Origin of the sequence: Micromonospora sp. HB375 (genome assembly GCF_017872985.1) — a bacterium.
In the GTDB taxonomy this organism is placed as follows: domain Bacteria; phylum Actinomycetota; class Actinomycetes; order Mycobacteriales; family Micromonosporaceae; genus Micromonospora; species Micromonospora chalcea.
This window is the reverse complement of sequence record NZ_JAGGJO010000001.1, coordinates 6,450,263-6,465,217: the sequence shown is the minus strand read 5'-3', so window position 1 is coordinate 6,465,217 and position 14,955 is coordinate 6,450,263. Positions and strand designations below refer to the sequence as shown.

Here is a 14,955-nt window from a genome sequence, read left to right as displayed (position 1 = left end):
CGGAGCCTCCCGGGTCACAGGTGGACCCCGGGTGGTGCCGGGACGGGGTCCGCGCTTGCCCAGCACGCGGAGCGGCGCTGGGCCCGGTCATCACCCGGGGCACCCCACCGCGAACCTCGACGAGGGTTGCCGGCCAGCAAGCCGGGGCTTGACGCTGGCGCTCGTGACCTGTTCGGGAGCATAGCCGTAGCGTTCGGCCCGGACCAGTGGGTCGCGGGTGACTACGCTGACCGCATGGCCGACACCCCGCCCGGCGGAGCCCTGCCGCCGCCGCCCGCGCCCGCCGCCCCGTCGCCGGGAGGGCCGACGCCCCGGATGCCGCTGCGCCGGCTCGGCTGGCGGCGCTTCCTCGCGCTGGCCGGTGTGGTGCTGCTGATCGCGGCCGGCGCGCTGTTCATGGTCTTCACGCTGGGCGAGAGCCTCGGCGCCGAGGCGCTGCTGGTGGGCCTGGTCGCGGCGATCCTGCCGGTGCCGGTGCTGGTCTCCTGCTTCCTGTGGCTCGACCGCTACGAGCCGGAGCCGTTGAAGTATCTGATCTTCTGCTTCGCGTGGGGCGCCTTCGTCTCCACCGCGATCTCGCTGCTGGTCAACGAGACCGGCGCGCGGCTGTTCGACGACCTGGGGCTGCCCGCCGCGCTGACAGCGGTGCTCGTCGCCCCGTTCATCGAGGAGCTGACCAAGGCGGCGGGCCCGCTCCTGGTGCTGATCTTCCGGCGCCGGGAGTTCTCCGGGATCACCGACGGCCTGGTCTACTGCGGGCTCTCCGCGGTCGGCTTCGCCATGGTCGAGAACATCCTCTACCTGGGCGGGTACGGCTACCGCACCGGCGTGGAGCAGTACGGCCCGGCCACCGGCGCGCAGCAGGTGATCGCGATCTTCATCGTCCGGATCCTGCTGTTCGGCTTCGCCCACCCGCTGTTCACCTCGATGACCGGCGTCGGGCTGGGCGTCGCGGCGCGTACCGCCGACCGGCGGGTACGGGTGCTCGCCCCGCTGGCCGGCCTGCTGCTGGCGATGATCCTGCACGGCACCTGGAACCTGCTGCCCTCGCTGGCCCAGGCCACCGGGCAGACGGTGATCGTGCTCTACGGGTACATCGGCGTGATGGTGCCGATCTTCTTCGCCATGGTGGGGCTGGCGATCTGGCTGCGCGCCTGGGAGGGCCGGCTCACCGAGCGCACGCTGCCGGACTACGTGCGGGCGGGCTGGCTCACCCCGCCCGAGGTGGCCGCGCTGGGCAGCCTGGGCCGCCGGCACGCGGCGCGTACGTGGGCCCGGCGGGTCGCCGGTGACGGCGGGGTGAAGGCGATGCGCGGCTACCAGTTCGCCGCGACCCGGCTCGCGCTGCTGCGCGACGGCATGCGCCGGGGACTGGACCGCAAACCCGCCGAGCGGGAACGGACAGCGCGGGAGGAACGGGAACTGCTGGAGGCGATCTCCGCGTACCGGTCGTTCTTCGTCGGCCGGGACCCGCAGGCGCCGGTCGGGGTCTGGGACGGTCAGCGCTACCACCTGCGGTTCCCGGACGGTTCGCAGCGCCCGGTGGAGGCGCCCGACGACCCGGTGGTGCCGATCCCGGTGGTGCTCGCCGCGCCGCCCGCGTACCCGCCGCCCGGCTACGGCCCGGGCGGCTGGCACGGCCCGGGCGCGCCCTGGCATCCCGGGCGCTGACGGGTCAGCTCATCAGGCCGGTCAGGAAGTCGCCGAGCCCCTGGGCGATGGCCATGAGCGCGGCCCCGATCCCCCTGAACACCTGCGCGGCCCCGTCCGGACGGAACGCCATGAAGTAGATCAGGAACGCGAGGAATCCCCAGGCGAGGATCTTCTTGATCACTACCGGCATGGTGTCCCTCCCCAGGGCGCTCAGGTGCCTGGGCTTCCCGCCGGGAAGCGCCGCAAACGGCGCCGATGCCGGGTCGGAGGGTGGAGAGCCGGATCAGAGGTAGAGGCCGGTGGAGCCGGCGGCGGTGCTCTCCACCCGCTCGGCCGCCACGGCGTGCACGTCCCGCTCGCGCAGGAGCACGTACGCCCGCCCGTGCAACTCGACCTCGGAGCGGTCGTCCGGGTCGAAGAGCACCCGGTCGCCGGCCACGATCGAGCGGACGTTCGGCCCGACGCCGACGGCTGTCGCCCAGGCCAGCCGCTTGCCCACGGCGGCGGTCGCGGGGATCACGATGCCGGCGGTGGAGCGGCGTTCGCCCTCGGCGCCCTCGGTGCGTACCAGCACGCGGTCGTGCAGCAGGCGGATCGGCAGCCCGGCGTCGAGACTCTGGTCGGCGGTCACGCGAAGACGCTACCGCGTGCCCGGCTGTCGATTCCGCCGTGGTTCGCAGGAGCGCCGGGCGGGCAATGTGTGGCCGAGCCGCCCTAGGGTGGGGCGAGCAGACGTATCCTGTGCCCCCTGCGACGTGGTGGGGCCGACTTTGCCGGAGGTGCGCTTGAGCCGCTTCGAGCGGATGCGCGGACGGCTCCGCCGCGCGTACGAGTCGGGCCGGGAGGCCGCCCGGACCCGCCGGGCCGACCCGGAAGCGGCGCCGGGGGAGGCAGGAGTGGCCTCGCCCGCGTCACCGGGACCGTCGGCGTCGCCGGAGGCGACTGTGGTGGGCGTCGAGCCGCCGGCCGCGATGCACTCGTCGACTGTGAGCCGGGACGACACCGAGGTGCCGCACGCGCTGCGGATCACCGCCGCGTGGTGCTGGCGGCTGATCGTGATCGGCATCGTGACCTGGGCGCTCATCAAGATCATCGGCACGATCAGCATCGTGATCATCCCGCTGACCGTCGCGCTGCTGCTCTCCGCGCTGCTCGCCCCGGCGGTCGGCTGGCTGCTCCGGGCCCGCCTGCCCCGCTCCCTGGCCACCGGTGTGGTGCTCGTCGGCGGCCTGGCCGCCGTGGTCGGCACGCTGACGCTGGTGGTCAACGAGTTCATCAAGGGCGTACCGGAGCTGAGCGAGAAGTCCTCGCAGGGCATCCGGCAGATCCAGGACTGGTTCAAGACCGGCCCGCTGCACCTGTCCGACAGCCAGCTCGACCGCTACATCAACGAGGCGCAGAACTGGATCAACGGCAACACCGAGCGGTTCACCAGCGGGGCGCTCAGCACCGCCGCCACGCTGGCCGAGGTGCTCACCGGCACCGTGCTCGTGCTCTTCGCCACGTTCTTCTTCCTGCGTGACGGCAACTCCATCTGGCGGTTCCTGGTCCGGCTGCTGCCGGTCGCGGCCCGCTGGAAGGTCGACGACGCCGGTCGCGCGTCCTGGGCGACGCTCGGCGCGTACGTGCGGGCCACCGTGCTCGTGGCCTTCATCGACGCGGTCGGCATCGGCATCTTCCTGGTGCTGTTCGACATCCCGTTCGCGTTCCCGCTGGCCGCGCTGGTCTTCCTGGGCGCGTTCATCCCGATCGTCGGCGCGTTCCTGTCCGGCGTGGTCGCAGTGCTGGTCGCGCTCGTCGACAGCGGCCCGGTGACCGCGCTGATCATCCTCGGCGTGGTGGTCGGGGTGCAGCAGGTAGAGGGCCACGTGCTCCAGCCGCTGATCATGGGCCGGGCGGTGGCCATCCACCCGCTCGCCGTGATCATCGGCATCGCCGCGGGCGTGGTGCTGGCCGGCATCGCCGGCGCGCTGGTCGCGGTGCCGCTGATCGCCGTGCTCAACACCGCGGTCCGGCGGCTCGCCGCGCGTACCGTGCCGGACACCCCACCGGACGCGGTGGTGGTCGCCTCCCAGGCGCCCTGACCCGCACGACCCCCTGACGCCCGTGTCGCCCCGCCCGGGGAGGCGCGGGCGTCAGCTCTTGGCGAGCCGTTCCAGCGCGCCCCGGGCCACCTCGGGCCGGGTCGTGTACCAGAACGGCGGCAGCGAACGGCGCAGGAACGGGCCATACCCGCGCGCCGTCTCCAGCCGCGAGTCGAGCACCGCCACCACACCCCGGTCGCCGGTGGCCCGGATCAGCCGGCCGACGCCCTGGGCCAGCCGGACCGCCGCGATCGGCACGCTCACCGCCGCGAAACCCGAGCCGCCACCGGCGTCCACCGCCGCGGCGCGCGCCGCGGCGAGCGGCTCGTCCGGCCGGGGGAACGGCAACCTGTCGATCACCACGAGCTGGCAGGCGTCGCCCGGCACGTCCACCCCCTGCCAGAGCGACATCACCCCGAACAGGCAGCTCTCCCGCACCTCGCGGAACCGGCGCACCAGCAGCGGCAGCGCCTCCTCGCCCTGCAGCAGCACGGGCAGGTCGGTCCGCGCGCGGACCAGCTCCGCCGCCTGCTGCGCGGCCCGTCGCGACGAGAAGAGCCCGAGGGTACGACCACCGAGCGCCCCGACCAGCGCCAGCAGCTCCTCACCGGCCGGCCCGGGCAGCCCGGAGACGCTGGGGCGGGGCAGGTGCGCGGCCACGTACAGGATGCCCTGCCGGGCGTAGTCGAACGGTGAGCCGACGTCCAGCGAACTCCAGCCCGGCCCCTCGGTGGCCGGCACGGTGCCGATCGACGCCCGGCTGCCCTCGGCGGCGGCCACCGGCGGCGTGACCGGGGTGCGGCCCGCGGCGGCAGCGGTGGCGATCGCGGCGGCGGCCGGGGACGGCGGGGCGGGCGGCGGCGCGTCCAGCCCCAGCGCCCGGGCCACCGTGTCGAAGCGGCCGCCCAGCGCCAGCGTCGCCGAGGTGGCGACGACTGTGCGCTCGTCGTACAGGTGGGTGGCGAGCGTGCCCGCGACCGACAGCGGCGCGACCACCAGCGCCCGGCGGCTGCCGTTGTCCGGCTTCTCGACCCAGGCGACGTCGTGGTCGGCCTCCTCCAGCAGCCGCTGCGCGGTGGTGGACAACTCGTCCAGCACCGCCTTGGCCTGCTGCTTGCGTACCGGGTCGGGGTCGTCGGACTTCACGTCGCCGATCGCCTCCAGCGCGGCCCGGGTCGCCGAGTCCAGCAGCGTGCACGCCTCGCGCAGCGCGGGCGGCAGACCGGCGGTGAGCCGCCCGGACGGCGCCTCGGCCAGCCCCACGGCGAGCGCGTCACCGGCCTCGGTGAGCCGCTCGGCCAGGTCCGGGCGCAGCAGCGGCCGGGCCCGGCGGGTGGACCTGTCGATCAGCTCCGGCACCAGCTCGGCCTGGGCCGCCGAGGAGACCCGGTCGGCCAGCTCGTGCGCCTCGTCCACCACCAGCAGCTTGTGCGGCGGCACGATGTGCCGACCGGCGAGCATGTCGACGGCGAGCAGGCTGTGGTTCGTCACCACGATGTCCGCCTCGCGGGCGCGCGCCCGGGACGCCTCCGCGAAGCACTCCTGGCCGAACGGGCAGCGGCTCGCGCCCACGCACTCGCGCGCCGGCATGGAGACGGTGCGCCACACCTGGTCGTCCACGCCCGGATCCAGCTCGTCCCGGTCGCCGGTGGCGGTCTCCTCGGCCCAGTCACGCAGCCGCTGCACCTGCTTGCCCAGGCGGCCCGCCTCGCCGAGCCACTTGGTGCCGCCGTTGCCGGGGCGCGGCGCGTCGAAGAGCGCGTCGTCCGGCTCGTCCTCGACCGAGCTGTCCAACCTCGCCAGGCACAGATAGTGGTGGCGACCCTTCAGCACGGCGAACGTGGGGCGCCGGCCCAGCACCGGCTCGACCGCGTCGGCCAGCCGGGGCAGGTCGTGCTCGACCAGCTGGGACTGCAACGCCAGCGTGGCGGTGGAGACCACCACCGGCCCGTCCACCGTCAGCGCCGGCGCGAGGTAGGCCAGGGACTTGCCGGTGCCGGTGCCGGCCTGCACCAACAGGTGCTCGCCGGAGGCGATGCTGCGCTCGATCGCCTCGGCCATCTGCTGCTGACCGGGCCGGGCCGCGCCGCCGGGAACCGCGCCCACCGCGGCGGTCAGCAGCTCCCCGGCGCCGGCGCGACCACTGCGGCGCTTCTTCGGGACGGCCGGGCCGGTGGCGGTGCGGGACGGGGTCACCGTGCGACCGTACCCGCCGGCACCGACGGGGGTCCGGTCGCTCCGGCGGCGTGGCGGGACGGCGGGTCGCGTCCGGTTACCTCCCGATCGCGTGGCGTGGCCGGAATCGGTTAGGGTGCCAGGCATGCCGAGCGACGTGGTCCGCGTGATCTACCGCAAGTACGACGGCAGCGCCCACCGCGACTACCCGGCCCGCCGCCTCGCCGAGGACGATCTCGGCGTCTGGCTCGGCGTGCCCGCCGGCACCGAATCCGTCTACCACGGCCGCCCGTCCGTCGAGCAGATCCCGTTCGTCCTGCTGGTGCCCCACCACGGCTGGTGGACCGGCATGTTCAACCCGCCGCCGCGCACCAGCGAGGTCTACTGCGACATCGCCACCCCGGCCCGCTGGGAGGGCGCGGAGACGGTCCACCTGATCGACCTCGACCTTGACGTGGTGCGCCGCCGCGAGACCGCAGTGGTCGAGCTGCGCGACGAGGACGAGTTCGCCGAGCACCGGGCCCGCTGGGGCTACCCGGACGACGTGGTCACCGAGGCCGAGGCGGCCGCCCGCTGGCTGCTCGGCGCGCTCGGCGACGGCACCGAGCCGTTCGCCACGTCGTACCGGAAGTGGCTGGCACTGGTGGTCTGAGCCGGCTCACCAGCGCGGCGGCCAGACGGCGTCCGGCCCCAGCGGCGGCAGCTCGCCGACCTTGTCCGGGTTGAGCTGGTTGAACACCCCGGTGACCCGCCCCTCGTGGACGGCGAACGAGGTGACGATCCGCATGGTCCGCCCGTCCCGGTAGGGGACCTCCGACTGCCAGCCCAGCGTGCCGTCCACCACCACCGGCCGGACCCGCATCGCGCCCCACTTGCGGGCCTGGTTGAACAGGCCGAGGAGCAGGCGACCGGCCGCCTCCGCGCCGACAACCGGCTGGCGGGCCGCCGGGAAGTGGCCGCCGGAGTCGCCGATCGCCACCACGTCGGGTGCGAGCACCCGGACCAACTGCTCCAGCTCGCCGGACTCCACGGCGGCGACGAACGCGGTGAGTACCCGTCGCTGCTCGGCGAGGTCGGCGCTGTGCTGCGGCGCGTCCGGCCGGTGCACCGCCCGCCGGGCCCGCGACGCGAGTTGACGCGCCGCCTCCGGCGTGACCGCGAGGACGTCCGCCACGTCGGAGAACGGCACCGCGAACACGTCGTGCAGCACGAACGCCACCCGCTGCTCCGGCGTCAGCCGTTCCAGCACCACCAGCAGCGCGGTGCCGATCTGGTCGGCGCGTACCGCCCGCTCGGCCGGGTCGGGCGCGAACCCGTCCGCCGCCGGCACGGTGGTCACCACCGGCTCGGGGAGCCACTGACCCGGGTACGCCTCCCGGCGCACCCGGGCGGAGCGGAGCACGTCCAGGCAGATCCGCGAGCAGGTGGTGATGAGCCAACCGCGCAGATCGCGTACGCGGGCGCGCTGCTCGGGGTCGCTCAACGCGCCGGAGAAGCGCAGCCAGGTCTCCTGGACGGCGTCCTCGGCCTCGCTGCGGCTGCCGAGCATCCGCCGCGCGACCGCCAGCAGATGCCCCCGCTCCGCTTCGAACTCCCCCGTAAGTTCATCCACCCACCCATTCTCCCGCCCCACCACCCGCCCCGGCACCCCGCCGCCCACCCGCGCCGATCTTGCGCTTGCCGCCCCGGCAAAAGCCGCTTTCCGGATGCACCAGGGGCCGCAACTGCAAGATCAGCGGGGTGGGGCGGGCGGGAAAGGGCTTCGGGGGTGAGGATCGGGGGATGAGTGAGGTGGTGGGGCCCGAGGGCGGGCCGATGCGGGAACTGCTGCGGGTGGGGCCGGGGGCGGTGGATCTGGCGGCGATCGACCCCCGGTCGACGCCCGGGCTGCCGGCGGTGGCGGGGCGCGGGCCCGCGCGCAAGGAGTGGGCACGTGCCCAGGTCGAGCTGGTCGGCGCGGAACTGGGGCGGCAGCAGGAGATGCTGTACGCCTCGGCGCAGGGCGCCGCCGGACCGGGCGGTGCCACGAGCGCGCCGGCCCAGGCGGGCGCGGGGCTCGGTGAGGGCCGGCCGCGCCGGCTGCTGCTGGTGCTCCAGGCGATGGACTGCGGCGGCAAGGACGGCACGGTGAAACGGGTGGCGGGCGCGATGAACCCGCTCGGGCTGCACATCCGCTCGTTCGGGCCGCCCACCGAGGAGGAGCTGCGGCACGACTTCCTGTGGCGGGTACGCCGGGCGCTGCCGCCGCCCGGGTACGTGGGCGTGTTCAATCGCTCGCACTACGAGGACGTGCTGATCGCCCGGGTCGAAGGGCTTGTCGACGAGGCGACCTGGCGGTCCCGGTACGCGATCATCAACGACTTCGAGCGGGAACTGGCCGAGCAGGCGGTGACCGTGATCAAAGTCATGCTGCACATCTCGTACGCGGAGCAGGGCGAGCGGCTGATGCAGCGGCTGACCGACCCGACGAAGTTCTGGAAGTACAACCCCAGTGACCTGGACACCCGGGCACGATGGGACGACTACCAGGCGGCGTACGCCGAGGCGATCGAGCGGTGCGGCGCCGACGACGCGCCCTGGTTCGTGGTCCCGGCGGACCGCAAGTGGTACCGGGACTGGGCGGTAGCCCACCTGCTGCGCGAGACGTTCGACGAGTTGCATCTGGGGTATCCGCCTGCCGATTTCGACGTTGAACGGGAGCGTGACCGGTTACGGAGCCAACTCGGCGGGTGATCAGGTGAACGGAAGGTGAACGAGCGGTGAATCGGGCTTGACCAGGGGTGGGCCGATCGAAAGCCGCCTGGACGCGATCCCTAGCATGCGCAATGCAGACGCCCGGGCGGCGACGGCCACCCTTCCACCGACACGACGAGGTCCGTGCTGTGAAGTTTTCCTTCCGTCCCACCGAGGGCGCCTTCTACGAGCTCTTCACCAGGGCCGCGCAGAACCTGGTCAAGGGGACCGACCTGCTCAACGAGCTGGGTCTGCCCGGCGCCGACGTGCAGTCGATCAGCGAGCGGCTGACCGACATCGAGCACGACAGCGACCAGATCACGCACGAGCTCTACAAGAAGATCAACTCCACGTTCATCACGCCGTTCGACCGGGAGGACATCTACCGGCTGGGCTCGCTGCTCGACGACGTGATGGACCACCTGGAGGCGGTCGGCAATCTGCTCTACCTGTACGGCCTGACCAAGCTCCCGTCCCTTCCGCGTGAGCTGCACGAGCTGGTCAACGTGCTCGACCTGCAGGCCAAGCTCACCGCCGAGGCGATGCCCCGGCTGAAGTCGATGAAGGATCTTGAGGACTACTGGATCGAGTGCAACCGGCTCGAGAACGACGGCGACCAGGCGTACCGGATGCTGCTGGTACGCCTCTTCTCCGGTGAGTACGACGCGCTCACGGTGCTGAAGATGAAGGAGGTGGCCGACGAGCTGGAGGCCGCCTGCGACGCCTTCGAGCACGTCGCCAACACCGTCGAGACCATCGCGGTCAAGGAGTCCTGATCCAGTGAGTCCCGAACTCATCGCCGTGCTGGCGGTGATCGCGGTCGCCATGGCGTTCGACTACACGAACGGCTTCCACGACGCGGCGAACGCGATCGCCACCAGCATCTCGACCCGGGCGCTGACTCCCCGGATCGCCCTGGCGCTGGCCGCCGTCGGCAACTTCGTCGGCGCGCACTTCGGCGCCGGCGTCGCCAAGACGGTCGGCGACGGCCTGGTCACGTTGCCGACCGGGGTGGAGAGCCTCGGCGTGGTCTTCGCCGGCGTGCTGGGCGCGATCATCTGGAACCTGATCACCTGGTACTTCGGCCTGCCGTCCTCCTCCTCGCACGCCCTCTTCGGCGGCCTGGTCGGCGCGACCCTGTTCGCCGCCGACGGCATCGTCCAGTGGGGCACCATCATCGAGAAGGTCCTCATCCCGATGGTGCTCTCGCCGGTGGTCGGCCTGGTGCTCGGCTTCCTGGTGATGCTGGCGATCATGTGGCTGTTCCGGAAGGGGCAGCCGGGCAAGCTCAGCCGCGGCTTCCGCTGGGCGCAGACCGCGTCCGCCGCCGCCATGTCGGTCGGCCACGGCATGCAGGACGCCGCCAAGACCATGGGCATCATCGTGCTGGCGCTCTACACCGGTGGCTTCCAGGAGAGCAAGACCCACATCCCGGGCTGGGTCTTCTGGACCTCCGCGGCGATGCTGGCCGCCGGCACGTACGCGGGTGGTTGGCGGATCATCCGGACGCTCGGCCGGAAGATCATCGACCTCGGCCCGGCGGAGGGCTTCGCGGCCGAGACCGTGGCCAGCGCGGTGCTCTACTTCAACGCGCTCGTGCTCAAGGCGCCGATCTCCACCACGCACACGATCACCTCGGCGATCATGGGTGTGGGCGCGACGAAACGGCTCTCCGCGGTGCGCTGGAACGTGGCCGGCAACATCGTGATCGCCTGGATCATCACGTTCCCGGCCGCCGCCGCGATCGCCTGCCTCGCGTACCTGCTGGTCCGCCCCCTGTTCTGAGCTCCCGCGCAACGACGTCGAGGGGTTCCCCGCCGTGGCGGGGAACCCCTCACGCGTAGGAGACGCCGATCCGGGCCTTGATGTCGTCGATCAGGCCCATCACCTCGAGCGTGGCGGCGTGCGGCACCAGCGGGCTCTCGGTCAGCCCGGCCGCCAGGCAGCGCTGCACCTCGATCGCCTCGTACTGGTAGCCGCCGCCGGTCAGGTCCGCCGGGATCGTCTCCGGCTCGGCGCCGGCCCGGTGCAGCACGGCGTGCGCGGGCCGGAAGAACAGCTCGGGCAGGTCGATCCGGCCGGTCGTGCCGGTGATCGACGCGGTGATCGCTGTCGCGCCGACCATGCCGCAGCTGAGCGTCGCCACCGCGCCGGAGTCCCAGCCGAGCACCATGCCGGTGTTCTCGTCCACCTCCTCCGGGGTCAGCTTCGCCCACGCCTGCACGTGCTGCGGCACGCCGAGCACCAGGTGGGCCAGGCTCAGCGGATAGACGCCGAGGTCGAGCAGCGCGCCGCCGCCGAGTGTGCGGGCCCGCATCCGGTGCTCCGGCGGGAACGGGCCGGCCACGCCGAAGTCCGCCCGTACGTGCGTCACCTCGCCGATCGCGCCGTCCCGGATCAGCTCCAGCACGCGCAGGATCAGCGGGTTGGTCCGCATCCACATGGCCTCCATGAGGAACAGGCCCCGGGCACGGGCCGTCTCCACCAGCTCGGTGGTGGTCGGCAGGTCCAGCGTGCAGGGCTTCTCCACCAGCACGGCCTTGCCGCCGGCCAGGCACGCCAGCGCCGCCTCGTGGTGCGCCGCGTGCGGGGTGGCCACATAGATCGCGTCCACGTCCGGGTCCGCGGCCAGTTCCGCCCACGAGGCGTACGCCCGCGGCACGTCGTGCCGGCGCGCGAACAGTTCGGCGCTCTCCCGGGTACGCGAGCCGACCGCGACCAGTTCGGCGTCCGGCACCAGCCGCAGGTCCTCGGCGAAGCGGGCGGCGATGTTTCCGGTGGCCAGGATTCCCCAACGCGTCATGCCCGGCACGCTATCCCTTCCCGCTGCGGGACCGGCAGGGTGATCCACCGGTCGGGACGGCTCAGCGGGGGGTGTCGGCGACGGCCAGGGCGGCCAGTTCGATCGTCGCCCGCCGCGTCGCCAGCGTCGGCCGGTCGGGTTCCAGGTGCGCGTACGCGGCCCATGCCCCGGTCGAGCCGTCGAGCTGTTCCCGCAGGATGTCGGCGTGCCCGGCGTGCCGGTTGGTCTCGGCCAGCACGTGGACCAAGACGTTGAACAGCTTGACGTGGGGGCGGGGCCACCACGGCACGTGGCCGGGCGCGTCGATGGGGAGGGCCTCGATGGTCGCGTCCGCGTGCTCCCACGCCCGTTGGTAGCGGCCGATCACCTCCTCGCGGGTCTCGTGCTCGGTCGCCCACATGTCGGCGCCGTCCGGGTCCGGATCGTCCCACCGGGGCAGCGGTTCCGGGAACGGCCTGCCGAACACCTCGCCGAAGTACCGGGCCTCTGTGAACGCCAGGTGCTTGACCAGGCCGAGCAGGTTGGTGCCGGACGCGGTCAGGGGGCGGCGCACGTCGTACTCGGACAGCCCGTCGAGCTTCCACAACAGCACCTCGCGGATCTGACGCAGGTCGTTGTGCAGATACTGCTTCGCGAAGTCGTCGATCACAGGTCACGACCCTGCCAGGCGCGGCCGGCGCACGCTGCCCCGTGCCTGCCGGTGGCTGCGCCGCGGTCCAGCGGCGCACGGCTGAGCGCACGTGCCGATGCTCCGGCTGCGCCCGCTTCCGGGCGGCTGAAGTCGCTCCATGGTGACCACGTAGCGTAAAGATTGCTGAGAGTGATGGCTTTCGTTCGCCTGATCACCGAGTCGGGCACCCAAAAGCGACCAGGCGGACATAAGACAGCTCTCTTTCGGGCTGACCCAGTCGCCTCTCGCCGACTTTGCTCTGCAGCCGCATGCACACTGCTCACGGAAGGTCGCCGATGCGGATCTGGCTGCAGAGCAAAGTCGGCGGAGGAGTGACCCCTGGTCGGGCGAAAATACTACCCAGTGTGATCGGGTCGCCCGCTGGGGAGCGCGGGTCCCGCGTGCCCCGGCGAGCGCGACCGGACTGCCCACCGTGTCATGCCCGGCACGCCGCCCGTAGGAACGTCAGGCGTCTCCCGTGCCATCGCGCCCGGCCCTGGATGCCCCGGGCTGCGGCGTGGCCACCAACCGCTGGCTCGCCCGGGCCGGACGGCCGTTCATCGTCTCCACTGCGACTTCGCGGCTGGCGACGAGGTGGAAATCGCCAAAGAGATGGTCCAGCCAGTCGGTGGTGTGGTGTCGGCACACCGCCCCGTCGTCGGTCTCGAATATCCCGTAGGTGCCGTACTTGGCTGCGAACCGTTCGTACCGGGAACGGTTACGGTGATCCTCCTGCAGGCACAGGTCACTGACATAGATGAGCCCGCCCGGCCGTAGCACCCGACGCAACTCCGTCACCAGCTCCCGCTGTCCGGCGTCGTCGGGTATGCACGTCAACACCGCGAACAGCAGCACCAGGTCGACGCTGTCCGCCTGGTGGTCGAGCTGCGGAGGATTGGTGAGAACCGTGAATTGCGCGCCGGCCTGCTCGTTCTTCGCGCGGCTGACGAGACGGGGCGCGACATCCACCCCCTCGACATTCTCGAAGCCCTGCTGCACGAGCAGCCCCGCCAGCCGACCGTAACCGCACCCGTAGTCGAGAACGCGTGCCCGCCGATCGATGCCGTTCAGCCACGGAAGTGCGACCGGGTGGCCGAAAGTCTTCGCGGCACCCTTGGAGTTCCAATACCCCACCTGATTGTTGAGATCCGTCATCCGAGGAGTATCGGCGCAATCGGCGGAGGGCGGCGGCATCGGGCGGCGGGGCGGCGTCGCCCGTTACGGCACTAGGCTCGCCGCATGACGATCGACGGCTTCGCCGCACCCCCCGCCCTGGTGGAGCACGCTCGCCGGTTCCGGGCCGAGGGCGCCGTACCGGCCGTGCCCCGGGTCGCTGCCACCGTGCTGCTGCTCCGCCCGGCCGGCGACGGGTTCGAGGTCTACATGATCCGCCGGGTGGCGGCGATGACCTTCGGCGGCATGTACGCCTTCCCCGGCGGCGGGGTGGACCGCTCCGACTCGGAGGCACACCTCGGCTGGGCCGGCCCGGACCCGGCGGCGTGGGGTGTGCGGCTCGGACTCGACCCGGCGGCCGCGCAGGCGGTGGTGTGCGCCGCCGCCCGCGAGGTCTTCGAGGAGGCGGGCGTGCTGCTCGCCGGGCCGGACCCCGACACGGTGGTCGGCGACGTGAGCGGCGACGACTGGGAGGCGGCCCGGCAGGACCTGGAGGGACGGCGGGTCGGCTTCGCGGACCTGCTGGCCGGGCGCGGCCTCACGCTCCGGTCCGACCTGCTGCTGCCGTGGAGCCGGTGGATCACCCCGGAGTTCGAGCCGCGCCGCTTCGACACGTACTTCTTCGTCGCCCTGCTGCCCGAGGGGCAGCGGACCAGGGACGTGTCCGGCGAGGCCGACCACACGCTGTGGCTGCGCCCGGCGGACGCGCTGGCCCGCGCGGCGGCCGGCGAGCTGACCATGCTGCCGCCGACCATGGTCACGCTCGCCGAGGTCGCCGCCGCGGGCGACCTCGACGGCGTGGCGCGGGATGCGGCGGAGCGCGACCCGGGTACGCCGATCCTGCCGTACATCGAGGGGCTGGACGGCGCCGAGCCCAGCTTCCGCCTCAGCCGAAGCGACCGGTGATGTAGTCCTCGGTCTTCTTCTGGCTCGGGTTGCTGAAGATCTTCTGCGTGTTGTCGTACTCGATCAGGCGGCCCGGGTCGCCGGTCTTCTCGATCGAGAAGAATGCGGTCCGGTCCGACACCCGCGCGGCCTGCTGCATGTTGTGCGTGACGATGATGATGGTGAACTTGTCCTTGAGCTGGAACATCAGGTCCTCGATGGCCAGCGTGGAGATCGGGTCCAGCGCCGAGCAGGGCTCGTCCATCAGCACCACCTGCGGCTCGACCGCGATGGTGCGGGCGATGCAGAGCCGCTGCTGCTGACCGCCGGACAGGCCCGCGCCGGGCTTGGCGAGGCGGTCCTTCACCTCGTCCCACAGGTTCGCCGAGCGGAGCGCCCGCTCGGCGGCCTCCTCCAGAATCGACTTGCGCCGCACGCCGTTGAGCCGCAGGCCCGCCACCACGTTCTCGAAGATGCTCATGGTGGGGAACGGGTTCGGCCGCTGGAAGACCATCCCGATCATCCGGCGGACCGCCGTGACGTCCACGTCGCGGTCGTAGATGTCCTGGTCGTCGATGGTGAGGCTGCCCTCGACCCGGGCGCCGGGCAGCACCTCGTGCATCCGGTTGATCGACCGCAGGAAGGTGGACTTGCCGCAGCCGGACGGCCCGATCAGAGCGGTGACGGTCTTCGGCTCGACGGTCAGGTTGATGTTCTCGATCGCCTTGAACCCGCCGTAGTAGGCGGTCACGTTCGTGGCTTCGATGCGCTTGGCCATG

General features: G+C 72.4%; 15 protein-coding genes and 1 riboswitch. Of the genes, 7 read left to right on the top strand and 8 right to left on the bottom strand.

Translation table 11 applies throughout. The features are described 5' to 3' along the window. Positions 1–46: 46 nt before the first annotated feature. A riboswitch (SAM riboswitch) is annotated at positions 47–169 on the bottom strand. A 65-nt stretch (positions 170–234) separates the two neighbouring features. Continuing rightward, the gene (locus J3R08_RS28800) at positions 235–1,671 is read left to right on the top strand and encodes a PrsW family intramembrane metalloprotease (RefSeq protein ID WP_083296944.1); all 1,437 of its coding nucleotides are present in this window, start codon (positions 235–237) and stop codon (positions 1,669–1,671) included. Between the two features lie 4 nt (positions 1,672–1,675). Here the strand turns inward: J3R08_RS28800 and J3R08_RS28795 are convergent, their stop codons facing one another. Together J3R08_RS28795 and J3R08_RS28790 are read right to left on the bottom strand one after the other, a co-directional pair. Next, entirely contained in the window at positions 1,676–1,843 is a 168-nt protein-coding gene (locus J3R08_RS28795) for a hypothetical protein (protein WP_166457585.1), read from the bottom strand. Positions 1,844–1,936: 93 nt separating this feature from the next. Next, positions 1,937–2,284 carry a co-chaperone GroES gene (locus tag J3R08_RS28790; protein WP_043327996.1) on the bottom strand — a complete coding sequence of 116 codons (348 nt, stop codon included), beginning with the start codon at positions 2,282–2,284 and terminating at the stop codon, positions 1,937–1,939. Between the two features lie 154 nt (positions 2,285–2,438). Between J3R08_RS28790 and J3R08_RS28785 the strand changes: the two genes are divergently transcribed. After that, entirely contained in the window at positions 2,439–3,737 is a 1,299-nt protein-coding gene (locus tag J3R08_RS28785) for an AI-2E family transporter (protein WP_231915501.1), read from the top strand. Positions 3,738–3,788: 51 nt separating this feature from the next. On the opposite strand, the gene J3R08_RS28780 is transcribed toward J3R08_RS28785, so the two are convergent. Beyond that, positions 3,789–5,933, bottom strand: coding sequence for an ATP-dependent DNA helicase (locus tag J3R08_RS28780; RefSeq protein ID WP_113973533.1), 2,145 nt, complete (start codon positions 5,931–5,933; stop codon positions 3,789–3,791). A gap of 124 nt (positions 5,934–6,057) precedes the next feature. Between J3R08_RS28780 and J3R08_RS28775 the strand changes: the two genes are divergently transcribed. Then, positions 6,058–6,564: a DUF402 domain-containing protein gene (locus tag J3R08_RS28775; RefSeq protein ID WP_043327997.1), complete on the top strand. Its 507-nt coding sequence runs from the start codon at positions 6,058–6,060 to the stop codon at positions 6,562–6,564. Positions 6,565–6,570: 6 nt separating this feature from the next. Here J3R08_RS28775 and sigJ read toward each other — a convergent pair whose 3' ends face one another. Beyond that, entirely contained in the window at positions 6,571–7,524 is a 954-nt protein-coding gene (gene sigJ / locus J3R08_RS28770; RefSeq protein ID WP_113973532.1) for an RNA polymerase sigma factor SigJ, read from the bottom strand. A 170-nt stretch (positions 7,525–7,694) separates the two neighbouring features. Here sigJ and J3R08_RS28765 point away from each other — a divergent pair, with 170 nt between their 5' ends. The 3 genes from J3R08_RS28765 to J3R08_RS28755 all read left to right on the top strand — a co-directional run bounded on the left by J3R08_RS28765 (position 7,695) and on the right by J3R08_RS28755 (position 10,430). Continuing rightward, positions 7,695–8,645 carry a PPK2 family polyphosphate kinase gene (locus tag J3R08_RS28765; RefSeq protein ID WP_113973531.1) on the top strand — a complete coding sequence of 317 codons (951 nt, stop codon included), beginning with the start codon at positions 7,695–7,697 and terminating at the stop codon, positions 8,643–8,645. A gap of 149 nt (positions 8,646–8,794) precedes the next feature. Further along, positions 8,795–9,421, top strand: a complete 627-nt coding sequence (locus J3R08_RS28760; protein WP_030504473.1) for a DUF47 domain-containing protein — start codon at positions 8,795–8,797, stop codon at positions 9,419–9,421. Between the two features lie 4 nt (positions 9,422–9,425). After that, on the top strand, positions 9,426–10,430 hold the full coding sequence (locus J3R08_RS28755; protein WP_030504472.1) for an inorganic phosphate transporter: 1,005 nt from the start codon (positions 9,426–9,428) through the stop codon (positions 10,428–10,430). Between the two features lie 49 nt (positions 10,431–10,479). On the opposite strand, the gene J3R08_RS28750 is transcribed toward J3R08_RS28755, so the two are convergent. The 3 genes from J3R08_RS28750 to J3R08_RS28740 all read right to left on the bottom strand — a co-directional run bounded on the left by J3R08_RS28750 (position 10,480) and on the right by J3R08_RS28740 (position 13,273). After that, a complete protein-coding gene (locus J3R08_RS28750; RefSeq protein WP_209963458.1) occupies positions 10,480–11,448 on the bottom strand; it encodes a Gfo/Idh/MocA family protein in 969 nt (322 codons plus the stop codon). Between the two features lie 61 nt (positions 11,449–11,509). Continuing rightward, a complete protein-coding gene (locus tag J3R08_RS28745; RefSeq protein WP_209963456.1) occupies positions 11,510–12,097 on the bottom strand; it encodes a DinB family protein in 588 nt (195 codons plus the stop codon). Positions 12,098–12,583: 486 nt separating this feature from the next. Beyond that, positions 12,584–13,273 (bottom strand): bifunctional 2-polyprenyl-6-hydroxyphenol methylase/3-demethylubiquinol 3-O-methyltransferase UbiG, encoded by a 690-nt coding sequence (locus tag J3R08_RS28740; protein ID WP_174536653.1) that lies wholly within the window; start codon positions 13,271–13,273, stop codon positions 12,584–12,586. A gap of 84 nt (positions 13,274–13,357) precedes the next feature. Here J3R08_RS28740 and J3R08_RS28735 point away from each other — a divergent pair, with 84 nt between their 5' ends. Then, positions 13,358–14,197, top strand: a complete 840-nt coding sequence (locus J3R08_RS28735) for an NUDIX domain-containing protein (protein WP_209963453.1) — start codon at positions 13,358–13,360, stop codon at positions 14,195–14,197. On the opposite strand, the gene pstB is transcribed toward J3R08_RS28735, so the two are convergent. Beyond that, positions 14,178–14,954, bottom strand: a complete 777-nt coding sequence (pstB, locus tag J3R08_RS28730) for a phosphate ABC transporter ATP-binding protein PstB (RefSeq protein WP_013288829.1) — start codon at positions 14,952–14,954, stop codon at positions 14,178–14,180. The genes J3R08_RS28735 and pstB overlap by 20 nt on opposite strands. Position 14,955: the final 1 nt, after the last annotated feature.